Origin of the sequence: Microbulbifer epialgicus (genome assembly GCF_041447265.1) — a bacterium.
Taxonomy (GTDB): Bacteria; Pseudomonadota; Gammaproteobacteria; order Pseudomonadales; family Cellvibrionaceae; genus Microbulbifer; species Microbulbifer epialgicus.
In genome coordinates, this window is sequence record NZ_JBGMEK010000010.1 from 45,189 (window position 1) to 68,232 (window position 23,044).

18 protein-coding genes are annotated in these 23,044 nt (G+C 55.3%); all 18 read right to left on the reverse strand.

Annotated features, from left to right (window positions below):
- Positions 1-47: 47 nt before the first annotated feature.
- The gene (locus tag ACCI49_RS06825) at positions 48-1,313 is read right to left on the reverse strand and encodes an MFS transporter (RefSeq protein WP_371838204.1); all 1,266 of its coding nucleotides are present in this window, start codon (positions 1,311-1,313) and stop codon (positions 48-50) included.
- A gap of 3 nt (positions 1,314-1,316) precedes the next feature.
- Positions 1,317-3,347, reverse strand: coding sequence for a transglutaminase TgpA family protein (locus ACCI49_RS06830; protein WP_371838205.1), 2,031 nt, complete (start codon positions 3,345-3,347; stop codon positions 1,317-1,319).
- The gene (locus ACCI49_RS06835) at positions 3,347-4,393 is read right to left on the reverse strand and encodes a DUF58 domain-containing protein (protein WP_371838206.1); all 1,047 of its coding nucleotides are present in this window, start codon (positions 4,391-4,393) and stop codon (positions 3,347-3,349) included. Before ACCI49_RS06835 ends, ACCI49_RS06830 begins: the two co-directional genes overlap by 1 nt.
- Entirely contained in the window at positions 4,338-5,249 is a 912-nt protein-coding gene (locus ACCI49_RS06840; RefSeq protein ID WP_371838207.1) for an AAA family ATPase, read from the reverse strand. Before ACCI49_RS06840 ends, ACCI49_RS06835 begins: the two co-directional genes overlap by 56 nt.
- A 150-nt stretch (positions 5,250-5,399) precedes the next feature.
- Positions 5,400-6,581, reverse strand: coding sequence for an O-succinylhomoserine sulfhydrylase (locus ACCI49_RS06845; protein ID WP_371838208.1), 1,182 nt, complete (start codon positions 6,579-6,581; stop codon positions 5,400-5,402).
- A 102-nt stretch (positions 6,582-6,683) separates the two neighbouring features.
- Positions 6,684-8,171, reverse strand: coding sequence for an amidophosphoribosyltransferase (purF, locus tag ACCI49_RS06850; RefSeq protein WP_371838209.1), 1,488 nt, complete (start codon positions 8,169-8,171; stop codon positions 6,684-6,686).
- 42 nt (positions 8,172-8,213) lie between these two features.
- Positions 8,214-8,708, reverse strand: coding sequence for a CvpA family protein (locus ACCI49_RS06855; RefSeq protein ID WP_371838210.1), 495 nt, complete (start codon positions 8,706-8,708; stop codon positions 8,214-8,216).
- 239 nt (positions 8,709-8,947) lie between these two features.
- A complete protein-coding gene (locus tag ACCI49_RS06860) occupies positions 8,948-9,607 on the reverse strand; it encodes an SPOR domain-containing protein (protein WP_371838211.1) in 660 nt (219 codons plus the stop codon).
- On the reverse strand, positions 9,588-10,859 hold the full coding sequence (gene folC / locus ACCI49_RS06865) for a bifunctional tetrahydrofolate synthase/dihydrofolate synthase (protein ID WP_371838212.1): 1,272 nt from the start codon (positions 10,857-10,859) through the stop codon (positions 9,588-9,590). Before folC ends, ACCI49_RS06860 begins: the two co-directional genes overlap by 20 nt.
- Positions 10,860-10,934: 75 nt before the next feature.
- Complete coding sequence (gene accD / locus ACCI49_RS06870) at positions 10,935-11,789, reverse strand: acetyl-CoA carboxylase, carboxyltransferase subunit beta (protein ID WP_371838213.1); 855 nt, start codon at positions 11,787-11,789, stop codon at positions 10,935-10,937.
- A 160-nt stretch (positions 11,790-11,949) separates the two neighbouring features.
- Entirely contained in the window at positions 11,950-12,759 is an 810-nt protein-coding gene (gene trpA, locus ACCI49_RS06875; protein ID WP_371838214.1) for a tryptophan synthase subunit alpha, read from the reverse strand.
- A gap of 92 nt (positions 12,760-12,851) precedes the next feature.
- Positions 12,852-14,075, reverse strand: a complete 1,224-nt coding sequence (trpB, locus tag ACCI49_RS06880; RefSeq protein WP_371838215.1) for a tryptophan synthase subunit beta — start codon at positions 14,073-14,075, stop codon at positions 12,852-12,854.
- Positions 14,076-14,245: 170 nt separating this feature from the next.
- Entirely contained in the window at positions 14,246-14,875 is a 630-nt protein-coding gene (locus ACCI49_RS06885; RefSeq protein ID WP_371838216.1) for a phosphoribosylanthranilate isomerase, read from the reverse strand.
- A 132-nt stretch (positions 14,876-15,007) separates the two neighbouring features.
- Positions 15,008-15,901 carry a tRNA pseudouridine(38-40) synthase TruA gene (gene truA / locus ACCI49_RS06890; RefSeq protein ID WP_371838217.1) on the reverse strand — a complete coding sequence of 298 codons (894 nt, stop codon included), beginning with the start codon at positions 15,899-15,901 and terminating at the stop codon, positions 15,008-15,010.
- Positions 15,902-16,058: 157 nt separating this feature from the next.
- Entirely contained in the window at positions 16,059-19,400 is a 3,342-nt protein-coding gene (locus ACCI49_RS06895) for a motility hub landmark protein FimV (protein WP_371838218.1), read from the reverse strand.
- A 198-nt stretch (positions 19,401-19,598) separates the two neighbouring features.
- A complete protein-coding gene (locus tag ACCI49_RS06900) occupies positions 19,599-20,594 on the reverse strand; it encodes an Asd/ArgC dimerization domain-containing protein (protein WP_371838219.1) in 996 nt (331 codons plus the stop codon).
- Positions 20,595-20,785: 191 nt separating this feature from the next.
- Positions 20,786-21,901: an aspartate-semialdehyde dehydrogenase gene (gene asd / locus ACCI49_RS06905; protein ID WP_371838220.1), complete on the reverse strand. Its 1,116-nt coding sequence runs from the start codon at positions 21,899-21,901 to the stop codon at positions 20,786-20,788.
- Positions 21,902-21,970: 69 nt separating this feature from the next.
- Positions 21,971-23,029, reverse strand: a complete 1,059-nt coding sequence (gene leuB / locus ACCI49_RS06910) for a 3-isopropylmalate dehydrogenase (protein ID WP_371838258.1) — start codon at positions 23,027-23,029, stop codon at positions 21,971-21,973.
- Positions 23,030-23,044 lie beyond the last annotated feature (15 nt).

Here is a 23,044-nt window from a genome sequence, read left to right on the forward strand (position 1 = left end):
CCAGCTTCTGGAAACTCCACTAATAACTTGTTAACTATATGGTGATCTCATCGCACTTGGTCGTCGCCCGGTTTTGCAGAGCAATCACTGACCCGCACACGACGCAGGGCACCGCTCAGCGCCACCAAGGCAAAAGCGATAAAGCTCAAAATGCCAGCCCACAAAAGGGTGGTGAGCGGGGCCGCGTATTCACTCAGAATGCCAGCTGCCAGAGCACCGAGCGCCGCAGAGCCGAATAGGGCAAACTGGTAAATGGAGATAATCCGACTTCGGTAATTCGCCGGTGCCAACAGCTGCACTATCCCGCGCCCAAGTCCAGCGGAAGCCGCCGCCACTGCGCCCCAGCACAGGCACAGTAATATTAAGCCCAGCTGCGTGGGGCCCAGGCTGATAGCGATCAATAGTGCAGCGCTGTAGAGTAGGCACATCAAAACACCCCGCCCCGGCTCTGGTCCCTGCCCGCGGCGCAACATGGTCACGGTGGCAATCACTGTGCCGGCCACAAAAGCCAACTGCAGAGTTGCGTAATAACCGGCATCGCGGCCGTAACCCTCGGCCAATAGTGGCAGCACCACTAGGAAGACACCGATATGTACGAAGCCGTTAAAGGCCATGAGCGCCGTCAGTTCGCGCAATACCGGGTGCCGCCATACCTGCGTAAGGCCGTCGAGAATCAGAGTGTGGGGGCGCCTCTCCACTTCCCGCACAGTCCCCGCGCCCTCGCGCAAGGTGAACAGGGCAGCGGCAGCCAGCAGTAATACTCCTACCTGCACTCCCAGTAGGGTCTGCAGCCCCCACTGATCAAAGCGACTGGCCAGTAACATGCCTACCGCCTGCCCACCGTATTGAGCCAGCATCATCCAGGTAACCGCCTTCTGTACCCGACTCTCTGAAGCCCTGCCCGGCTCAATGTGGGCACTGCGCTGCACCAGGTTATCCCGCGAAGGCTGCAGGAATGCGCTGCAAACCCCAAGGCAGACTCCGTAGGCTATTAAAACCGGCAGGCTGATCATATGCAGGGCGTAATAGAGCAATAACGCCGTATGGCAGAGTGCGAGACCAATGCAGGCCAGCGTGGAAACCAGAGCGGGATCGCGCCGATCCGCCAGGGCGCCACCAAACAGTAGGAATACCAAGTTAGGCAATAGCACTGATGCCTGCACCCAGCCGAGCTGCAAGGCTGGTAGGTCCACCACGGTAAGCGCAATCCAAGGTAGCAGGATCACCTGCAAGCCAGTGGCGAGTGAAGTGCCACTGTAACCCAGCAGGAATTTCTGTAGTCTGACCGGCATTTTGCGGAATAAGCTATTCAAGAACTATCGCCCCGCCTGTTTAAGCTTATCCACCTGGACAGACGCGAGGTCAAGCAGTCCAAAATGCCTCTTCACCAGCCGGCGTAATTCTTTTGCGGCTTCAGCGTCGCCACCATAGGCAGCCCGCTCAAAGGCACTGGTTACCCGTTGCGTCAAACTCGCCAGCTGGGGCTTCTCACGAGTGATGCGCAGGGCGTAATCTCGCGGAGCCTCACCGGAGCGACGGACCACACCCGCGCGAGCCATGCGCTGGCAAAATTTCTGGTAGAACCGTTCCGCCGCGGGCAGTTTGCGCGCGCGGCCGCTACACCAGATCCACAGCAAGGCTCCCAGGAACAGTAGAGCGCAGGGAACAGCAAACAGTAACGCCATACGCAGGGGAGAAATATCTCCGAGCAGGCGCTGCAAAGTATCGCGCTGCTTCTCACTATCGAAACTCACCACCGTCTGGTGCCAGCGGTAATTAATCATATCCCACTGCAAGCGCAGTTTGACCAGGATATCAACACGGTGTAAAGGCAATAGGGAATCTTGCATAAACTCCTCCCCTGCAGCACTCTCCAGGCCATCGCGCACCCGCTCTGGCGACACTGCCGCAGTAGGGTCGACACGCTGCCAACCGCGCCCGTCAAGCCAGATCTCCGCCCAGGCATGGGCGTCGTACTCACGCACCAACAGATACCGCTCACCGCTCACCCACTCACCCCCCTGGTAACCAGCGACGACTCGTGCAGGCACCCCAGCGGCACGCATGGCAAATACATAGCTGCCAGCGAAATGCTCACAGAATCCCTGCTGACTACCGAACAGGAACTCATCCACGCTGTCACTTCCCAGTGCCGGGGGGCTCAATGTATAGGTAAATTCGCGGTTATAGCGAGCGAGTAAGCGCGCGGAAATCTCCTCTGCACCCAGCCCTCTGCGGCCCAGGCTTTCGGCCCACTCGCGGGTGCGCTCATTGCCTGAGGGTGGCAACTGTAAATTGCGGTTGCGCTCAGCACGACTGAGTGATGCTGACATGTTCCGGGAACCCCTCGGCCAGGAGCGCACTTCGTAGGCAAAACGACTATACACTGGAGAGTGCTTCACCAATCGATCATCTAGGGTTTCACCCACCCCACTACTATCGGAAACCGGGCGGGCCAGCGCAAACAACCAGGGAGAGCGGCTTGCTTCCTGGATCACTTGGTAACGATAGCGAGGGCCCACCTGCGGCAGCGGTCGCTCGCCACTCTTCCAATACACCTGCCCACCATTGCGCGGGTCGACACCGACGCCTTGACGCCAGGTGCGCCCATCAAATTCGGAATACACTAAACCGCGCCAATAGCGCTGCTCCGGCGGCGGTATGGGCCCATCGAATGAGATCCGCAATGCCGGCTTATCGGATTTCGACAGGCGGGTAAAGTCGCCCGGCGCCATAGAATCGCTGACTCCAGTGCGCCCGGCAGATGTGACCTGGGGAACTGACCACAAGGGCCCCAGGCGCGGCATCACCACAAACAGCAGCAGCATTAACGGCGTGGCCTGGGCCAACAGGCGCAGGGAGAGGCCCAATGCCCGGCGCGGGCGGGCACTGAAACTACCCAACTGAGCAGCCAGCGCCGCGGTGATCACGACAACACTGAGTAAACCATAAAGCGCGTAAGGAATAGTCTGTTCACGCACAAAAAGGGTAGCGGCGACAAAATATGCCAACAGCAGGCTGACAAAAGCATCTCGGCGGCTCACCAATTCCAGATTTTTCAGGGTGAATGACAAAGTAAGCAGTGCAACCATCGGTTCCAGCGCGAACCAGCGCCGGTAGGAAATCGCCAACCCCGCCATCGTCAGCAAAATCACCAGAAGCTTCAGGGTGCGGCCAGGCAGGTCTCGACGACCTCGAAAAACTTCTAGGCGCCAATAGACAGCGAAGGCCCAAGCAAGGGGCACCCAAAGCGGCAACTGGGTAAACTGGGGTAATAGAGCAACAAACTGTGCAGCAAAGATCCACAGTAAGCTCTCGCGGGGCAGCAAATCCTGGGTGGTCGCCATTAACTACCCCACTTCGGAAACAGGGCCAGGGCCTGCAACATTTCCCGCTGATGGCTCGGCCCCAGGGAAGGCTCGATAACGACACCGGGCAGGCGCAGCCCATAAACAATGCCTTGCTTCTCTGCTTGCAGGCACCAGTAACACAAGTTGCTCAAACGGGTTTCCACATCGCGCCCATCGAGCAGTGCCCAATCGAGCCAGAGGCGCACATCAGTGCGGCTCTCATAATCCTTGCTGTAAAGATCACGCCCCGCAGCATATTGTTTCCAGGCCACATGCCGCAGGGAGTCGCCGGGCTGATAAGCTTTAAGGGCACTGAAATCATCACCCCCATGGCGCACCTCGCCGAAATCTCCCTCTGTTTGTACGCCCCCAAAAGGAAGAGGGCCAGCAGATATCGGTCGGGGATAGACCAGGAACTCCACATCCAGGTCGATACGACTCCAACAGCGAAATAAGCCGAGGGGGAAGCGGCTTTCAATTCGCAGACGCGGGGCCTGTACACGGCCACGCTCCACCACAGGCATGGAAATGCGAATATCCTCGCTGGCCTGCTCACAAAGATCCAAGTAAGCACCTTCTTCGGGAAGCCAGCACAGTCGTATCCACTCCCTTTCGCGCTTATCCTCACGGCTTATATTGATTTGCGCTTCGGCAAAGTCGCCAGCAAAAGCCGGGCTGGTGCCAAGCAACTGCAGGCGCAAGCCAGTCAAGTTGGCGAAGGTATGCACTGGCAAAACTACAAATACACTGACAAGCAGGAAAGTCAGGGCAAATACCAGGTTATTTTCGTAATTAGTGCCCAGTAACCACAGCAGCATAATCACCAGAAGAAACCCTAGCCCCGCACGGGTGGGCAAGATAAAAAGGCGACTGTGATTGAGGGTGATACTGCGGGAACGCGGCGCACGGCGACTGAGCCAGCGCTGCATGGCGCCACGCAAGGGATCTGTAAGAAAACGAGCCGGGTTGCGTAAAACACTCATCCATTCAAGCCGCGATAATATCCACTTGGCGTACCAGCCGCTCCACCAACTGATCACCATTGCCACCCTCGCCCTGTAACCGGTGCCCCGCCACAGAGGGCAATACGGATTGGATATCCTCAGGTAACACATGGCCGCGATTGTGAAGAAGTGCCCAGGCCTTAGCCGCTCGCAACAACGCCAGTGCACCACGGGGCGACAAACCGACCGCGCAATCCGGGCTCTGTCGTGTATGCAGTACAAGCCGCTCAAGGTAATCCAATAAACTGTCGGAAGTTTTTACCTGGCCCACTAGCCTCTGCATCTTTTTCAGGGTTGCGATATCGATACGCGGCCTTAACTTAGCAAGCTGTTGGCGCGGATCGGTGCCCAAATACAGGGCTCGCTCGGCCTCTCTGGTCGGATAACCGAGACTGATGCGCATCAGGAAGCGGTCCAGCTGGGATTCCGGTAAAGCGAAAGTGCCAGACTGTTGCAGTGGATTCTGGGTAGCAATTACAAAAAATGGTTGTGGCAATAACCTGGTCTCGCCATCCACACTGACTTGGCACTCTTCCATCGCCTCAAGCAACGCACTCTGGGTTTTTGGCGAAGAACGGTTGATCTCATCTGCCAAAAGAACCTGGCTAAAAACCGGGCCCTCGTGAAAATGGAACTGACCCGATTCCCTATCAAAAATGGAAACGCCAAGTATATCCGCCGGCAACATATCACTGGTGAATTGCACCCGCTTGTAGGAAAGCCCCAACACCTGAGCCAGGGCGTGGGCCAGGGTGGTCTTACCCATGCCGGGTAAATCCTCAATCAACAGGTGCCCTTTTGACAAAAGGCAAGCCAAAGCCAACTTTACCTGGCGCTCTTTACCCAGCAGAACACTGCCGATATCGGAAACTATGGCGGAAACTATTTTTTGCACGGCAAATCCATTACTGCTCTGTTTTTTTCAGGCCTCGGACGCGGCCTCAACCTCAATTTGGGTAGCACTAACCGGCAGCTTTTTGCTGCAAATAAGCTGGCTACCCCATATTAATCATAGGTAGAAAGGGGCACTGCCAAAAAGTGCAACCTACAGCTGGGACAACCCCCGCATTAGGTCGCGCTTGAGATCTTCCACATTTTCAAGCCCCACAGAAATGCGAATCAGGTTTTCGGTGATACCCGCACGGGCCTTGTCTTCATCGCTCAGGCGTCCGTGGGTGGTGGTGGCCGGATGCACGATCGTGCTCTTGGCATCACCGAGATTGGCTGTACAAGACAGGATTTTGCAACTGTCGATCACCTTCCAAGCCTGCTCCCTGCCACCGCGCACAGTGAAACTCAGTACGGCGCCGAAGGCATCCTGTTGCTCGCGAGCCAATCGGTGCTGGGGGTGCTTTGGCAAACCGGTGTAGTTGACTCTCTCCACCATCTCCTGCTCATCCAACCACCAGGCCAAATCGAGTGCATTAGTACAGTGGGCCTGCATCCTCAGCTTCAGCGTCTCCAAGCCCTTAAGGAATACCCAGGCATTGAAAGGGCTCATGCTGGGGCCAGCAGTGCGCAAAAAAACCACCAACTCATCCATAATTTCCTTGCGCCCAACTGCAACGCCGCCAAGGGTACGCCCCTGGCCATCCAGGAATTTTGTTGCGGAGTGCACAACGATATCAGCGCCCAGCGACAACGGACGCTGTAGTGCCGGGGTACAGAAACAGTTATCCACTACCAGCTGAGCACCGGCACTATGTGCCACTTCCGCCAGGGCGCGAATATCCGCCACCTCGCAAAGGGGATTGGAAGGAGTCTCCATGAATAACAGCTTCGTGGAGCCGTCCACTGCCTGCTTCCAGGCATCCATATCGGTGAGATCCACGTAGCTTACGCGCACACCGAACTTTTCCATATAGCGCCCAAACAGTGCGGTAGTAGTACCAAATACGCTGCGGGAACAAATTACCCGATCACCACTTTTCAGCAAAGCCATGCAAATACTGAGGATCGCGGCCATACCACTGGAGGTCGCCACAGCTGCCTCACCGCCCTCTAGCGCGGCAATACGCTCTTCAAACATACGTACAGTGGGATTGGTATAGCGGGAATAAACGTTACCGGAACTCTCGCCGGTAAAACGTGCGGCGGCTTCCGCAGCGGAGGGGAAAACGTAACTGGAGGTAAGATAGAGGGCCTCAGAGTGCTCGCCTTCCGGCGAACGGACCTGCCCGGCACGCACGGCCAGGGTTTCCAGAGCGTAACCGTCGTCTTCAAACATATACCGCTTCCTGGTCAGTATTTTTTGGAAGCGGTCATCTTAACCGAAACGGCCGTGCATGGCGCCCTCTTCTGCCGTGAAGAGAGCGTCGGTCCAGATCAATTACAAGGCGCTGGTATTGGCCTTCTTGCGCTTGGCATCGTCATTACGTGCCACATGCTGGTTATTGAGGTACTCCTCATCCACATCGCCAGTTACATAGTTTCCATCGAATACAGAGCAATCGAACTGCTCAATTTTCTGCTTGCCGCCACTGGAACTCACTACCAGGTCTTCCAGATCCTGGTAAACCAGCCAATCTGCACCGATTTCCTCGCAGATCTCCTCAGTGGTGCGATCGTGGGCCACCAACTCATTGGCTGATGGCATATCAATACCGTACACATTCGGATATTTCACCGCAGGCGCTGCACTGGCGAAATACACTTTCGCAGCACCGGCATCACGGGCCATCTGGATAATCTGTTTACAGGTGGTACCGCGTACAATGGAGTCATCTACCAGCAGTACATTTTTGCCGCGGAATTCCAGCTCAATGGCGTTCAGCTTCTGGCGCACAGACTTCTTGCGCTGCTTCTGTCCCGGCATGATAAAGGTACGGCCGATATAGCGGTTTTTTACCATACCCTCGCGGAATTTAACCCCCAATCGGTGCGCCACAGTCTGGCCGGCAGTACGGGCGGAATCGGGAATTGGAATCACCACGTCGATATCGTGATCCGGACGCAGGCGCAGAATTTTATCTGCCAGGTGCTCACCCTGACGCAGACGCGCTTTGTGCACAGATACGCCGTCCATAATGGAATCCGGGCGGGCGAAGTACACATGCTCGAAAATACAGGGGGTCAGGGACGGGTTTTCCGCACACTGCTCGGAATGCACGGTACCATCCAGCTCAATATACAGTGCCTCACCAGGAGCCACATCCCGCACCAGGGTATAACCCAGTACATCCAGGGCCACAGACTCAGAAGCCACCATATATTCGGTGCCCTTCTCTGTCTCGCGTTTGCCGTAAACCAGTGGGCGAATTCCATTTGGATCGCGGAAAGCGACGATACCGTAGCCAACAATCAAGGCCACACAGGCATAAGCGCCACGCACACGTTTGTGTACTGCACGCATAGCGGTAAAGATATCTTCTGCCTTGGGCTGCAACTTGTGCTGCTTGTGCAGCTCATGGGCAAACACATTCAACAATACTTCCGAGTCGGAATCAGTGTTGATATGACGCAGGTCCTGCTGGAAGATTTCGTCCATTACCTTGCGTACATTGGTGAGGTTGCCATTGTGAGCCATGGCAATGCCGTAAGGGGAGTTCACATAGAACGGTTGCGCCAGGGCGGGGCCGGAGCCTCCCGCAGTGGGGTAGCGCACATGGCCAATACCAAAATTACCTTTCAGGCGTTCCATATGGCGCGCACGGAATACATCGCGCACCAGGCCATTGGCCCTTTGCTGGTTCAGGCGATCATCGTCACAGGTTACGATGCCTGCGGCATCCTGCCCCCTGTGTTGCAATAGAGTGAGGCCATCATAGAGCTGTAGATTGACATCACTCTTACCGACGATACCGACGATACCACACATATATTTGACCCTATTGATCGAAAAAGCGGCGCTAGCGCCCGATTAAAATAACTCTACAAAAAAGTCCTTCACGGACTTGGCCAGCTCCCGCGCACTGCCCTCAAACTCAAGGAAATGGGGAATCAACACCGACTCACTCCACCAGCTGTCCTGCTCCACCGGCACCAATGCCGGAGCCAGGATCAAAAGTGCCATCACCACAATTGCTCCCCGCGCCAAGCCAAACACCATACCCAGCACACGGTCAGTGCCGGATAAACCGGTGGCTTCGACAAAAGCGGAAAGCATCATATTCAGGACAGCCCCGGCCAGGAGAGTGCCAAAGAACAGGATGGCAAAAGCGGCAATCACCTGAAGGGAAGGAGTATCGACGAGATTTGAAAGCAGAGGCGCAAGCTGGTCGCGAAACATCATTGCGACAATAAAGGCAGCGATCCAGGTGAGCAGTGACAGGGTCTCACGCACAAAACCCCGGCTAAGGCCGAAGAGTGTGGAAATACCCACAATAGCCAGGATGGTCCAGTCAGCCCAATTCATTCAACCCTACCTGCGTGGCGGCTGCTGCCGCGAAGAGCGCGCATTCTAACTTAAGGGGCTAGGCGCGTGAAGCCGTAGGCCAACCGATTGGAATTTAATACCCAGAGAACAAATATCCGTGGAAGATTGACGGTCCAGCTATGAACTTATGCCGAATAAAAGTGCATTGGAAATCAAGGGTCACCGGTGGTAACAACGTCAACCGGGCCAGTAAAAAGGATTACAAATAGCAATTGCTGTTACGCTTTGAAGCGCAGTACCAAGGTTTGGGCTTCCAGCAGGGCGTCCAGCTTTGATTTTAGAGCCTGGGCTTCCGCTTTCTCCACGTTAGGCCCCACAAAGACCCTCACATAACGCCCCTTATTAGTTTCAACCGCCCGAGTATAAGCGCGATAACCCTCGTCCATAAGACGCATACGCAGCTGATCCGCACGGGAGGCATCACGATAAGAGGCCACTTGCACCACCCAGGCCACGGGCAAACCCTGAGCATCCACTAAGGCGGAAGACCCTTTTTGTGGGGCTGAGCGGTCGGGGACAGACTCAGGCACAGTATTATCGTCCTGTACCCCACCGGCCGTTGCCGTAACCTCTTCAATCACAGTTGCCGCCTTGGGATTGGAAAACTGCTCAGGTACATCCGGCTGGAAAGCCTCTCCAGGCGCCGGGGCTGGCACCACATCGGCAACAGGCTCAGGCTTGGCAATCTCAATAGGGCGGATATCCGGTTCCGCTGGAATCTGGCTCACCTCACTGATGTAGCCTGACGACTCCCGGTCCAGCAGACTGGGCAGAAAAATTACAGCGAGCGCAGCCAGCACCAGCGCACCGACGATACGCTGCTTGAAGCCATCATTCAGCCGTCCCCTACGGGGAGACTTATCCTCGCAATTCTCCATTATCCTCATCTCGCATCTGCTGCAGAACTTCCGCCACAGTAAAGAAGGATCCAAATACAAGCAACCTGTCCTGTGGACCAGTGGTCGCTAGCAGCTGCTGTAAACCATCGGCGACGTTTGGACAGCGGGCGTCCACTTTAGTTACTTCAACACCGGCACCAGCAAGGCCACTGAGCAGTGCATCCGCTCCCGCAGCACGATCATTTCCGGGCAAAAGAGCTGGGTGCCAGCGGCTCACCTGGTTACTCAGGGGAGCAAACAGCCCAACAAGATCCTTATCCGCCATAACCGCTACCAGGGCATGAGTCTCTCCCGATACCGGATTCGCATCCAACCAGCGGGCCAAATGCTCAGCCGCAGCGGGGTTATGCCCGACATCCAGTAACAGATTGCGATCGTGCCATAACAGCTGCTCGCATCGGCCCGGCAAGGTTATATTTGCCAGGGCGCTCTCTACACCCTCCTCCGACAGAACACCCTGTAACACCAGTGCAGTTATTGCTGCAGCAATACTCGGGCGCGGCAGACTGATCGGCGGTATTGTCAGCTGCAGGTCGCCAAACTGGTATTTCTCTTCACCTTCACTCTCAATAAGAGAGAAATCCCGTCCAATAAAATAGCTCGAATTTGCCTGTTTTTCTGCCGCAGACAACACGGATTGCGGAGGATTCTTATCTGCACAGACAAACGGGGCTCCCGGTCTCAGGACACCCGCTTTTTCCCGGCCGATCACTTCCCTATCGCTTCCCAACCAATCCTCATGATCAATGGCCACGCTGGTGATAATTGCCAAATCCGCATCTACCAGGTTAACCGCATCCAGGCGCCCCCCAAGGCCTACCTCCAATAGTGCAAACTCAACCCCAGCGCGCTCGTACAGCCAGAGCGCCGCAAGGGTGGAGAACTCAAAATAAGTCAGGCTTATTTCACCGCGAGCAGTCTCCACCGCCTCAAAAGCGCGGACCAATTCCAGATCAGATATCTCGACACCATTGACCCGCACCCGCTCATTAAAACGCAGCAAATGTGGAGAGCTATAGGCACCAACGGAATGGCCGGCAGCACACAGAAGGGCTTCCATTGTCGCCACGCAGGAGCCCTTTCCATTCGTGCCTGCCACCGTAATTACCGTAGGTGCCGGCTTTTGCACACCGAGAGTAGCGGCCACACTGGAAACCCGTTCCAGGCCAAGCTCAATTTCAGTTGGGTGCAGCTGCTCAAGGCGGGAGAGCCAATCTTGCAATGAAGGCATAGTTGGATAAATCACTGGTAGGAAATGGGCAGCCAGATTGTACTGTAACTGGCTGCCAATACGGGGGATGGAATATCAGTTACCGCTCAGTTTACCCAGCAGGCGCGATACTGTGGAGCGCATATCCCTGCGCGGGATGATCATATCAATCGCTCCGTGCTCCAATAGGAATTCACTGCGCTGGAAACCCTTGGGTAGTTTTTGGCGAATGGTCTGCTCGATAATATTGGGGCCGGCAAAACCAGCACGGGCACCGGGTTCAGCCGCGTTGATATCGCCAAGCAAGGCCAGGGATGCCGATACACCACCGTAAACCGGGTCGGTCATAATCGAGATATAGGGCACCCCGGCCATCTTCATTTTTTCCAGTACTGCCGAGGTCTTGGCCATCTGCATCAGGGAGATCAGGGCTTCCTGCATACGAGCTCCTCCAGTTGCGGAGAAACATACCAGGGGGATGCGCTGTTCCAGGGCACGCTGGGCTGCACGGGTGAAGCGCTCACCCACAACATAACCCATGGAACCGCCGTGGAAAGCAAACTCAAATGCCACCGCCACCAGAGGCTCACCCTTCAAAGTGCCTTGCATGGCAATAAGGGCATCTTTCTCGCCGGTGGATTTTTGCGCCTGCAGCAAGCGGTCTTTATATTTTTTTACATCCTTGAACTTGAGGCGATCGACCGGCAATACATCGGTGGCCAGCTCTTCACGCCCCTCTTCATCCAGGAAAATATCCAGGCGTCGACGTGCACCAATCCTTATATGGTGGTCGCACTTAGGGCACACATCCAGGTTGCGCTCCAGCTCCGGGCGGTAAAGCATGGCGTCGCACTTGACGCACTTCTTCCAGACGCCTTCCGGAACCTTGCTGCTACCTGCGCGGCGCTCGGTGCGAATCACCGCGGGAACTATTTTTTCTAACCAGCTCATCTCGTTTCCAAATCCGGATACTTTCAATAGGCCGGCTCATTTTACCGACCAGTGAGTTTCAGGCTACGAATTAAAACACTAAGGCGAAATACAAACTCGGCCAGATCAGCCGCTATTTTTGGCTTTCTGGCCAGCCCTGTATCGGGATACCAGGCTTAATCTAACGGTCCAGCGCCTGGCGCATCTCACTGACTATTGCGCCAACCCTCTCCTTTGCTGCCGCCAGGTCTGCCGCCTCATCCACCGCGGTCACCAGGACACTCCCCACCACCGCGCCATCTCCGTGGGCACTTACCGAGCGCGCAGAGGCCCCATCTTTAATACCGAAACCTACACACAGGGGCAGATCGGTAAAGCCTCGAATATGCTCGAGGTTATCACGCACATAATCCAGATCCAGGTGGCCTGCGCCGGTTACCCCTTTCAGAGATACGTAATAAATAAAACCACTTGCCAGGCTGGTAATCTCACGAATCCGCTCCTCAGTAGTGGTGGGGGTCAGCAAGAAGATATTGCGCAAGTTGCGCTCTGCCAACAAGGTATTGAGCGGACCTGCCTCTTCCGCAGGCAGATCCACTGTAAGCGCGCCGTCGACACCAGCATCAAGCGCAGCATCGGCAAACTCCCTCTCCCCCATGCGCTGGATCGGGTTGGCATAGCCCATCAGGATTACTGGCGTTTCCTCATCGACTTGGCGGAATTCGCGCACTATAGCCAGGCACTTGCGCAGGGAGGCACCGTTGGCCAGAGCGCGCTCATGTCCCTTCTGGATTACCGGGCCCTCAGCCATAGGATCGGAAAAAGGCACCCCCAATTCAATAACGTCGGCGCCGCTGGCTACCAGCTGGTGCATTAGCGGTACCGTATTCTCCAGGCCACCATCACCGGCGACAATATAAGTTACCAGGGCTTTACGGCCCTCTCCCCGCAATCTGGAAAAGCGGCGATCAATTCTGTTTTGTTCTGTCACTGTGTATTCCCTGAGTTACTCCTGGCTATCGCCAGCTCACTTGGTCAGTATTCTTTGCCACCTACTCGCCTCAACAAGCGGGCGCCTATCAGTTAAACCTCAATGCCATCAATAGCGGCAACGGTAAAAATATCCTTGTCCCCACGACCAGAAAGGTTCACAACAATGTTCTGTTCCGGCTGCATGCTGGCAGCCAATTTCATCGCGTATGCAACAGCGTGGCTGGACTCCAGGGCAGGCAGAATACCTTCGGTTCGGGTAAGGCGACGGAAGGCATCGAGCGCCTCTTTGTCATCAGCAGTGACATACTCTACGCGGCCAATGTCTTTAAGCCAGGCGTGTTCGGGCCCAACACCCGGATAATCGAGGCCTGCGGAAACAGAGTGAGTCTCGATAATCTGGCCATCCTCATCTTCCATCAGGTACGTGCGGTTGCCGTGCAGGACACCGGGGATACCGTCGTTGAGCGGCGCCGCATGCTTACCGGAAGTCAGGCCCTCACCGCCGGCCTCCACACCAAACATCTTCACATCGGCATCATTCAGGAAGGGGTGGAACAGGCCTATGGCATTGGAGCCCCCACCCACACAGGCCACCAGTGCGTCGGGCAGCTGGCCAAAATGCTCCAGGCTCTGGCGACGCGCTTCACGCCCAATAATGGAATTGAAGTCCCGCACCAATTGCGGATACGGATGGGGGCCAGCAGCAGTTCCGATAATGTAGAAAGTGTTATCGACATTAGTAACCCAATCGCGCATCGCTTCATTCATGGCGTCTTTGAGGGTTTTGGAGCCGGATTCCACTGGTACCACTTCAGCACCCAGCAGTTTCATGCGGTAAACATTGGGGGACTGACGTTTAACATCTTCCGCCCCCATATAAACCGTGCACTGTAATCCCAGACGTGCGGCCACTGTTGCAGAAGCTACACCGTGCTGACCCGCACCGGTCTCTGCAATAACCCGGGTTTTTCCGCTGTGTTTGGCCAACAGCGCCTGGCCCACGGTATTGTTTACCTTGTGTGCACCAGTGTGGTTGAGGTCCTCGCGCTTAAGCCAGATACGCGCTCCACCGGCCTGCTCTGTCAGGCGTTCAGCTAGATATAGTGGTGATGGCCGTCCGACATAGTGCGCAAGATCGTGGTCAAAAGCAGCGACAAATTCAGGATCATCTTTCAGGCGGCTATACATCGCCTGCAGTTCATCCAATGCGCTGATCAGTGTCTCCGATACAAAGCGACCGCCGTACGGACCAAAATGCCCGCTGGCATCCGGAAAGGTGGAAAAATCAATAGCACCTGGCTTAGTCACACTCATACTCCGTCGATCACAAAAATTTCTTCTGTCTATTTACCTACTGATTAAAGTGCCACTCCTAACCACTTTAAACATTGCCGGTAATTACTGATGCGGATACTCGCTCTACTTTTATTTACCGGCCAGCGCCGGCATCTCCGGCGGGCGACACCTCAATGTGTCACCTATCTTTACTCTGCTGTACCGAGATGACTACCTTTCGCCGCACGAATAAAAGCAGCTACTTTTTGCGGGTCTTTTTTGCCCGGTGCCTGCTCCACACCTCCGCTGACATCCACGCCTTGCGGGTGCGCAGCTTTGATGGCATTGGCGACATTATCCGGGTTCAATCCCCCAGCCAAGACAATGGACCTAGGACTATTTTGAGGCACCCTATCCCAGTCAAAGGTCTCTCCAGTACCACCGGGAACTCCGGGGCGATAGGCATCCAGCAGGAAACCACGCGACTTGGGGTGTTCCTCCATTGCAGCAATGGTATCCAACCCCTCTTTCATTCGCAGGGCCTTTATATAGGGCCGGCGGAACTGTTCACAGTAACGAGCTCCCTCCTCACCATGGAACTGCAGGAGGTTAAGAGGCACGAGTTCCAGTGCCTGATCCACTTCGCCCTGTGCGGCATTAACAAAGAGCCCTGTTAAGGTAACAAAGGGAGGAACTACAGCGGCGATAGCAGCAGCGGCCTTGGGATCGATATAGCGAGGGCTCGCCTTGTAGAACACCAGTCCCAGCGCATCGGCGCCAGCATCAACAGCCATAAGGGCATCTTCAACGCGGGTGATGCCACAAATCTTCACTTGCATCGCTAAACCTGGAGCCAGCCGACCGGCCAGCAAAAATGAGGGAATTCCCGATACTAGCAGATTGGTGCAAGGTGTGAAACGCGTGCCACCCCAACCTATAGGGTCATTCTAATTGCAATTCAGCTATTCCAATCATACAACCGACAACTGGCCCAAGGACAAAGGCACCAGAAGCGGCCCCGGTTCACACTGGGGCAGTTGGAACTCCTGTGGGTATTGCACATCCACCAAATAAAGGCCAAATGGCGGCGCTGTAACCCCCCCTGCCGAGCGATCATATTGGTCCAGCACCTCTTTCACCCATATCGGCGCCCGCTCTCCGCGCCCCACAGCCATTAATACCCCAGTTATATTGCGCACCATATGATGCAGAAAGGCATTGGCGCTTACTTCCAGAACGATCAGCTGCCCAACACGAGCGACGTCCAGGCGGGTAATTTCTCTAACCGGGCTCTTGGCTTGACACTGAGAGGCCCGAAAGCTGGTGAAATCATGGCGGCCAAGCAGGTACTTGGCCCCCTCACGCATAGCACCGAGATCCAGGGAGTGCTGGGTCCAGGTAACTTCCGCCGCGCTGTGGGCAGAACGAGTCGGCGCGCAGTGAATCAAATAGCGGTAACTGCGCGCATGAGCGGAGAAACGTGCATGGAATTGCGCGGGCATTTCGCGACACCAACGCACACGCACAGAGTCTGGCAGCTTGGTATTTACTCCCTGTATCCAGGCCCGTTCTGGGCGCTGCGCACGAGTATCAAAGTGAATAACCTGATTGGTGGCGTGAACGCCCGCGTCAGTACGCCCTGCACAAACCAGCGTTATGGGCTCTGCAGCGATAGTGGACAAGGCCCGCTCAAGATGCGCCTGCACTGTCTCCGCAGCTGATTTCTGCTTCTGGAAACCGTGCAATCGCGCTCCACAATACTCAACCCCCAGAGCGAATCTATGCAGCCCATCCGGCAACTGCTCACCCGCTGGAACCTCGCCATTGGTTTTATAAATGTACTCGCGTTCTCTGGCCTGCATCATATTGAAAAACCACTCTTTGCCCCGCTCCCAATGTCCGAACAGCAGCAATATCAATCAGATTCAATGCCCTAAACAGGCAGGAAAATTATGCTCCAGCCCCATAAAAAAACCTCGCAGCCAGTGCGAGGTTTTTTTATGGGCGAAACCTAAAGGCCTCTTACACCATACGCTCCAGCATTTCCTCGGCGCGATTCTTATGCTCGCCGCCTCCATCCTGGGCCACTTCCTTGAGGATATCCTTGGCGCCCTCTTTATCACCCATATCCAAGTAAGCCTGAGCCAATTCCAGCTTGGTACCCATCTCGTCGCCGCCTTCGAGCAAGCTCAATTCCGAGTTGAGGTCACTTTCCAGGTTGAAATCCAGGTCGGCAAACTCAGATTCACTACCCTGCTCTTTTTCTACGACAGCCTCAATCTGCTCAGGCGCTTCGGCTACAGCCTCTTCGCTCTGCCCTAAGTCAGCCTCAAGGGTGAGTTCACCATCGGTAGACTCATCAATCAAGGCCAGCTCATCCTCAAGAGAGAACTCCTCCTCAATGGATCCCTCACCTAGGGACAAACCTTCACCGCTGGCTTCCAGGGAGGCCATATCCAGCTCCAGGTCCGCCTCCAATGACATTTCGCTAGTGTCTCCGGACCCGGCCCGCTCAGACTGAGGCACTTCAACTTCCGCTGCCAACTCCTCAGAGGGGGAAAGGTCGCTGGCAATATCGTCGAGGTCAATGCTTTCGAGATCCAGCTCGGAATCCAACTCTCCGCCGATCATATCCAGATCGCCCTCAGAAAACTCTTCCAGGGACAAATCACCATCGCCATCGCCATCGGTAGCCAGGCTTTCCAGTCCAGCGAGATCCGAATCGATAGAATCGAGATCCATGTCCTGATCCAAACCCCCAGTCGGCTCCTCAACCTGCAATTTTGTTGTAGCAGGCTTCATCTCGGCTTCATCATCCATCATGGATAGATCCAGCTCAAAGTCGAGCCCGCCAATAGAGCCAGCAGCTTTTGCTTCAGTGGCCTCAGTATCTGTTGTACTCGCGCCTGCCAGCTCCATTGAATCCAGATCTAATTCAGAATTTTCGAACTCATCTACTGCCAGCTCTGTATCGATGGGAGCCTTTGCCACAGAAGCCTCGCCGGATTCCATGTTGAGATCTCCAAGATCCAGCTCCCCCAGGTCGAGTTCGTCGAGATTCAGCTCCTCATCTATTTGCTGCTGAGTCTCTCCACTGCTCAACTGTGGTTCGCTATCCAGCGCAGTGTCGAGATCCAGATCATCCAGGTTGAATTCGCTATCCAGATTGGCGGTATCACTGGCGCCAGTGGCCGGTTCTGCATAAGAGGTATCCAGGTCCAGATCCAGGGACAGCTCCTGTCCAGCATTATCGCCAGCGGTACTTTCATCCTCCAGGGACAGGTCCATGGTGAGGTCATCGAGCAGCGAGGTATCACTGTCGAGGGCTTCAGCAGAAGCCACTGTCGGCTCAGCACTGGAGAAATCCTGATCCAGGGCTGCACCGATATCATCCAATTGGGCGGCCTCCAGGGATTCACTGGAGAAGTCCACTGATGGCGCCTCGAAATCTGGAGCCCCCTCAATAGTTTCGCGCAGACGCGCGGCGCGATCCGCAGCTGGGCCATCGCTGATACTGAGCAATTGCAAATAGTGCTCGTCAAACTTCTCGACATCCTGGTGATGGGCGTATACTTCCATCAACATCAGGCGCGCATCCACCACCTGCGGGTCTTTTTCCAGGCCCTGTAACAGTTTGCTCTCAGCCTCTTCATACTGGCCCAGCGACAGATGAATTTCCGCTTCGGAAATGGGGTCATCGGTACCCACATCACCCAGATCACCCAGGTCGAAAGTATCATCGGCCTCCATGCTCTCAACTGCGGCCAGGGTTTCATCTGGCTCAGAAATTTCTTCAGCAATCTCTATTGGCGTCTGATCGGCAGCCATTTCATGCTCGAGCTGCTGCTCAGCCTCCTGCTCGGCCTTGCGGCGTCGCCAGGTAAAGAAGCCAAAAATACCAACCAGCAGGCCGGCAGCGCCGATACCAATCAGCTGCATATTGTCGCCAAGCTTGTCCATCAGGGTCGGCTCGGGCTTGGTCTGTACAGAGACTACGCGATTACGCGCTTCAGGTTCTGCAGCTGTGGCTTCGACCTCAGACTCGGTGGTGTCGAGGAGCCCTCCTTCATCAGCAACGGCTAATTCTGCTTGAGGGGGATCAATTTCCGCCGCGTCAATTTCACTGGGATCAAGCATTGGGTCGGACTGCTCTGCGGCAGTCTGCACAGCACGCATTTCCTCACTGGAAACCTCGACCAGGGTCTCCATAGTGTCAATTTGTTCATCGAGTTCAGCGATACGCTCACGCAACTCAGTATTCTCTAGCTGGGACCTGTCCAGCTCTTCCTCAGCTGTAGTCAGGTCACCTTCCAGCGCTTCACTGTCCTCAGCGCCACTACCAGAGCCAGAAGTAACGGATTCATTGTCTCCCGGCGCGGCCAAGCTTACACGCCCCTCAACCACATCATTGACAACAGTCTCTTCCTCCACAGCACGCGCATCCAACGGCACACCTGTGGCGACTTCTTCCGCGCCACTGCGCTGGCGCCAGGAGTCATTCTGTTGGGCAACTTCTGAAATCGCCTCGGTTAGGCTAAGGCTGCGCAGGTCATCAGCACTGGGCAAGCGCAGAACAGCGCCCTTTTTCAGCAGGTTGATATTGTCATTAATAAAGGCTTCAGGATTCAGGCGCTGGATCGCCAGCATCGTCTGCTGCACCGAAAACTCGCGACCAACGCGATTTTCCAAGGCGATCTCCCACAGAGTATCGGCGGAGGAAACCGGGCCATAAACCTGGCTGTTGCTGCCCGCGTCTTCCATAGAAGAAGCGCGCTGCGGCTGGCGCCGAACCGGCTCAGACTGCGGCGCCGTCGCAGGTTCACCAACCGGCTCACTGTCCGGCTCAACCGTCGGCTGTTGAGCAGGCTGGAGGGGACGTTGAACGGGACGCTGTACCGGTGCATCCCGACGGACTTGTTGGCGTTCACGCTCAGCAGCGCGCACCGGTTGCTGGGCTGTGTTCGGCGAAAATGCCGGCAGATCCATCAGCAGGGTATACTCGCGCAGCAGGCGCCCGCTGGGCCAGCGTGTCTCCACCAGGAAATTCAAGAAAGGCTCACGGATAGGCTCGCGGCTTGTTATGCGAATAACCGGCTTGGCACCCGAATAATCTACATCAAAGCGTAGAGAGGTGAGCAGGTAGGAGCGGTCCACTCCCGCACGCTCAAATTCACCCGGCCCTGCGAGGCGCACTTTGATCTCGGCATCGTCCAGGCCGCGAGTTTGCAGCAATCCAATTTCCGCATTGAGCGGCTGATTTAGGGTGGAGTTGAGTTTGATCTCCCCCAGCCCGAGCGCCAGAGTCGCGTTGCTTCCCAGTGCACCGACTAGACCAACTGCAAGTGCCAGCTTACGCACACGCATATCCGATTCCCTTTAATTGTTAGAATCTTCCCAGGGATTCCAAAAAGCACACCTTCAGAAAACCCCCATTTTTGAACGGTAATCGTTCGACTATGAGACCGCCGTGCAGACGACCACCAACTGCGACGAATAACTCGCCAATCTCAGCCGGACCAAAGTTAAGATTACACCTTCACTATGGCCGCTAAGTATTAAATATCAGTAGTTTTTTAGCAACAAGTGAGCAATTTGTGCACAGTTCATTGCTACATCTTTTCGCAGGTTATCTGACACCGCACAAAAATTTAGCTGACGCTTGTTGAGTAGACTTTGGCGCAAGCGTCCGATGATTGTCACATCGCTGCCGACCGCGTTTTCTGCCGAGGGTTGCTCTGCCAACTGCAGGCGAGCACCATTGCCCAACAGTGCGCGCATATTATCCAAGTCGATATCTTCTGCCAGCAGAACACCGAGATTGGCAAGCTGCCCATGAAATACTGAGACTGTATTAATACTCGCATCCACCACCACACTTTCACCCAACAGGCGACGCAAATCATGGATCAGGGTCAGCTCGCTCACGGTGTGGCCACTGGCAAGTAGCCCTTCGCTGGCGCTTAGCAAGTTGAAAGCCAAGCGGTGACCGATCGCCGGATCAATTTCTGCCTCCTGGCCACTAAACATACGCGCCGTCTGTGCGGCCATGGAATCAATCGCAGCCTTCCCCAACGCAGATACCGGCTGACTCAACTGCACTTCGACAGCCTGCAACTTATCCTTCAGGGGGGCCAAGGCCTCCGCGACCATGGCGGCACCAGCACTGGGTAGGGCAACGACGCGACGATCTGCATTCGCCAGATCCCCGCTGTTAAACATAGGGTGGATCAGAACAGCACTTTCATCGCCTCGGGTATTGGCAGCCGCATCCACTATCCAGGCACCATTTTGCTCGGCCGCAGCCATGGCGGCTTGAACAGCATCATCGGCGCTCAATAGGAGAACCACCTGCTGGTCATTAAAAGTGAATTTTTCCAGGGACTGCACAGGAATATTGCGGTTAGCAAACACCTGCGGGTCCACTTCCCGGTCTTCGGTCTCCAGCAAACTCAGCTGTTCAGCGGTAATAATTTCCCGCTCTTCCAGTATTTCCAGCAGAGGGGCAAAGGCGGCGTTATCGACACCGGCGATGACCAGTTCGCGGGCGGCTTCGGACATGGCTATTCACTTCGTTGAAATTGGAAAGGAAAAAATGAGGGGCGATTATACCCGTGAGGGAAAATCGAAAAAGCCGCTATGACAACCAGTAACAGCTTTTTACGCGATGGGGTTCACAGCTTGGCGAAAAGTCCTCCATTAACAGGCACAAAAAAGATTGCCATTTGAGGACTTATCCAAGGCCGTACCAATTAAAGCTTGCCGAGCAAAATCAGCAGTATGCGGCGGAGGGGCTCTGCCGCACCCCACAGCAGTTGGTCCCCCACAGTGAAAGCGTTCAAGTACTCAGGCCCCATACTCAACTTGCGCAGACGCCCCACCGGGATATCCAGTTTGCCAGTCACGGCAGTGGGAGTCAGGGACTGTAAAGTAGCCTCGCGATCATTGGGCACGACACTGACCCATTCATTTGCCGCACCTATCAATTGATCAATATCTGCCATAGGCAGATCTTTCTTCAGCTTCACAGTGAAAGCCTGACTGTGGCAGCGCATCGCACCAATACGCACACAGGTACCATCCACCGGAATTGGAGCAGCTGTCTGCAGGATTTTGTTCGCTTCAACCTGAGCTTTCCACTCTTCACGGCTTTGTCCATTTTCAAGCTGGGTATCAATCCATGGCAGAAGGCTGCCCGCCAGGGGCGCACCGAACTCGGCAGTGGGAAACTCAACCGACCGCATATCCGCAGCCACCTTGCGATCAATTTCCAGAATCGCGCTGGCGGGGTCGGAGAGCTCACCGCTAACACCGTCGCGAATAGCGCCCATCTGCCCAATTAGCTCCCGCATATTGCGGGCACCGGCACCACTGGCGGCCTGGTAGGTCATGGCTGTAACCCACTCCACCATACCGGCTTTAAACAAACCACCGAGAGCCATCAACATCAGGCTGACGGTGCAGTTGCCACCAATAAAATTCTTTTGCCCGGCTTCTATAGCGCGATCGATAACATCGCGGTTAACCGGGTCCAGAACGATTACGGCATCGTCCTGCATACGTAAACTCGAGGCGGCATCTATCCAGTAGCCATTCCAGCCTGAGTCACGAAGGCGGGAGAAAACCTCCTGTGTATAGTCACCACCCTGACAGCTGACGATCGCATCTAACTCTGCCAATGCATCGATATCGTAGGCATCGCCCAAAGGCGGCAGTTCACGGTCAATATCTGGTGCCTTTCCACCCGCATTGGAAGTGGAGAAAAAAACCGGTTCAACGATATGGGCAAAGTCATCCTCTGAGCGCATGCGCTCCAGTAATACCGAACCGACCATGCCGCGCCAGCCGATAAAACCTATTTTTTGCATTGCGATGTCCTGTGTGTGATGTGATCAAAGTGCGCCGCCGGGAAAGCGGCGCGATAGTGAAATCGGGGATTAAAGTGCAGCGACGACGGCAGCCCCCATTTCTGCGGTGGTGACTTTCTGGCTGCCCTCGGTATAAATATCCGCGGTGCGCAAACCCTGCTCCAACACCTTGCTCACCGCGGCCTCAATGGCTTCTGCTGCTTCACTCATATTGAGGGAGTAACGCAGCATCATGGCAGCAGACAGGATCGTTGCCAATGGATTGGCAATACCCCGCCCTGCGATATCCGGCGCGGAACCGTGGCAGGGTTCATAAAGGCCAAAACCACTTTCATTCAAGGAAGCAGAAGGCAACATACCAATGGAACCTGTAAGCATGGCGGCGGCATCTGAGAGAATATCGCCGAACATATTACCGGTTACCATTACGTCGAACTGCTTGGGCGCACGCACCAATTGCATCGCAGCGTTGTCCACGTACATATGGGACAGTTCAACATCGGGGTATTCCGGTGCCAGACGATCCAATACCTCTCTCCAAAGAACAGTGACTTCGAGCACATTAGCCTTATCCACAGAGCAGAGTTTACCGCTGCGTTTTTGCGCCGCCTCAAAGGCACTGCGCGCAATACGCTCAATTTCCGACTCACTGTAGACATAGGTGTTAAAGCCCTGGCGTTCGCCATTTTCCAGAGTCTGGATACCCCGAGGCTCACCAAAGTAAATGCCGCCAGTCAGCTCACGTACAATCAAAATATCCAGCCCTGAAACCACCTCCGGTTTCAGGGAGGAAGCATCTGCTAATTGGGGGTAAAGAATTGCCGGGCGCAAATTGGCGTATAAGCCGAGGCCACTGCGGATTTTCAACAGGCCTTTCTCCGGACGAATTTCTCTCTCCAGGGTATCCCACTGGGGACCACCTACAGCACCGAGTAATACTGCATCACACTCGCCAGCAGCCTTGAGAGTCTCATCGGTGAGAGGCTCACCATGGACATCAATTGAGGAACCCCCAATCAACCCCTGCTCAAAACTAAGGCCCAAATTAAACTTTCCAGATGCGACTTCCAGTACCGCCATCGCCTGCTCAACAATTTCCGGGCCAATGCCGTCGCCCGGCAAAATCATTACTTTCTTCGTCAC

Excerpts from the sequence above, each read along its gene's own strand:
- ACCI49_RS06830 (WP_371838205.1), bottom strand. The coding sequence starts at position 3,347 with ATGGCGACCACCCAGGATTTGCTGCCCCGCGAGAGCTTACTGTGGATC.
- ACCI49_RS06835 (WP_371838206.1), bottom strand. The coding sequence starts at position 4,393 with ATGGTGATCAGTTGGTGGAGCGGCTGGTACGCCAAGTGGATATTATCG.
- ACCI49_RS06845 (WP_371838208.1), bottom strand. The coding sequence starts at position 6,581 with ATGTTTGAAGACGACGGTTACGCTCTGGAAACCCTGGCCGTGCGTGCC.
- purF (WP_371838209.1), bottom strand. The coding sequence starts at position 8,171 with ATGTGTGGTATCGTCGGTATCGTCGGTAAGAGTGATGTCAATCTACAG.
- ACCI49_RS06855 (WP_371838210.1), bottom strand. The coding sequence starts at position 8,708 with ATGAATTGGGCTGACTGGACCATCCTGGCTATTGTGGGTATTTCCACA.
- ACCI49_RS06860 (WP_371838211.1), bottom strand. The coding sequence starts at position 9,607 with ATGGAGAATTGCGAGGATAAGTCTCCCCGTAGGGGACGGCTGAATGAT.
- folC (WP_371838212.1), bottom strand. The coding sequence starts at position 10,859 with ATGCCTTCATTGCAAGATTGGCTCTCCCGCCTTGAGCAGCTGCACCCA.
- accD (WP_371838213.1), bottom strand. The coding sequence starts at position 11,789 with ATGAGCTGGTTAGAAAAAATAGTTCCCGCGGTGATTCGCACCGAGCGC.
- trpB (WP_371838215.1), bottom strand. The coding sequence starts at position 14,075 with ATGAGTGTGACTAAGCCAGGTGCTATTGATTTTTCCACCTTTCCGGAT.
- ACCI49_RS06885 (WP_371838216.1), bottom strand. The coding sequence starts at position 14,875 with ATGCAAGTGAAGATTTGTGGCATCACCCGCGTTGAAGATGCCCTTATG.
- truA (WP_371838217.1), bottom strand. The coding sequence starts at position 15,901 with ATGATGCAGGCCAGAGAACGCGAGTACATTTATAAAACCAATGGCGAG.
- ACCI49_RS06895 (WP_371838218.1), bottom strand. The coding sequence starts at position 19,400 with ATGCGTGTGCGTAAGCTGGCACTTGCAGTTGGTCTAGTCGGTGCACTG.
- ACCI49_RS06900 (WP_371838219.1), bottom strand. The coding sequence starts at position 20,594 with ATGTCCGAAGCCGCCCGCGAACTGGTCATCGCCGGTGTCGATAACGCC.
- asd (WP_371838220.1), bottom strand. The coding sequence starts at position 21,901 with ATGCAAAAAATAGGTTTTATCGGCTGGCGCGGCATGGTCGGTTCGGTA.
- leuB (WP_371838258.1), bottom strand. The coding sequence starts at position 23,029 with ATGATTTTGCCGGGCGACGGCATTGGCCCGGAAATTGTTGAGCAGGCG.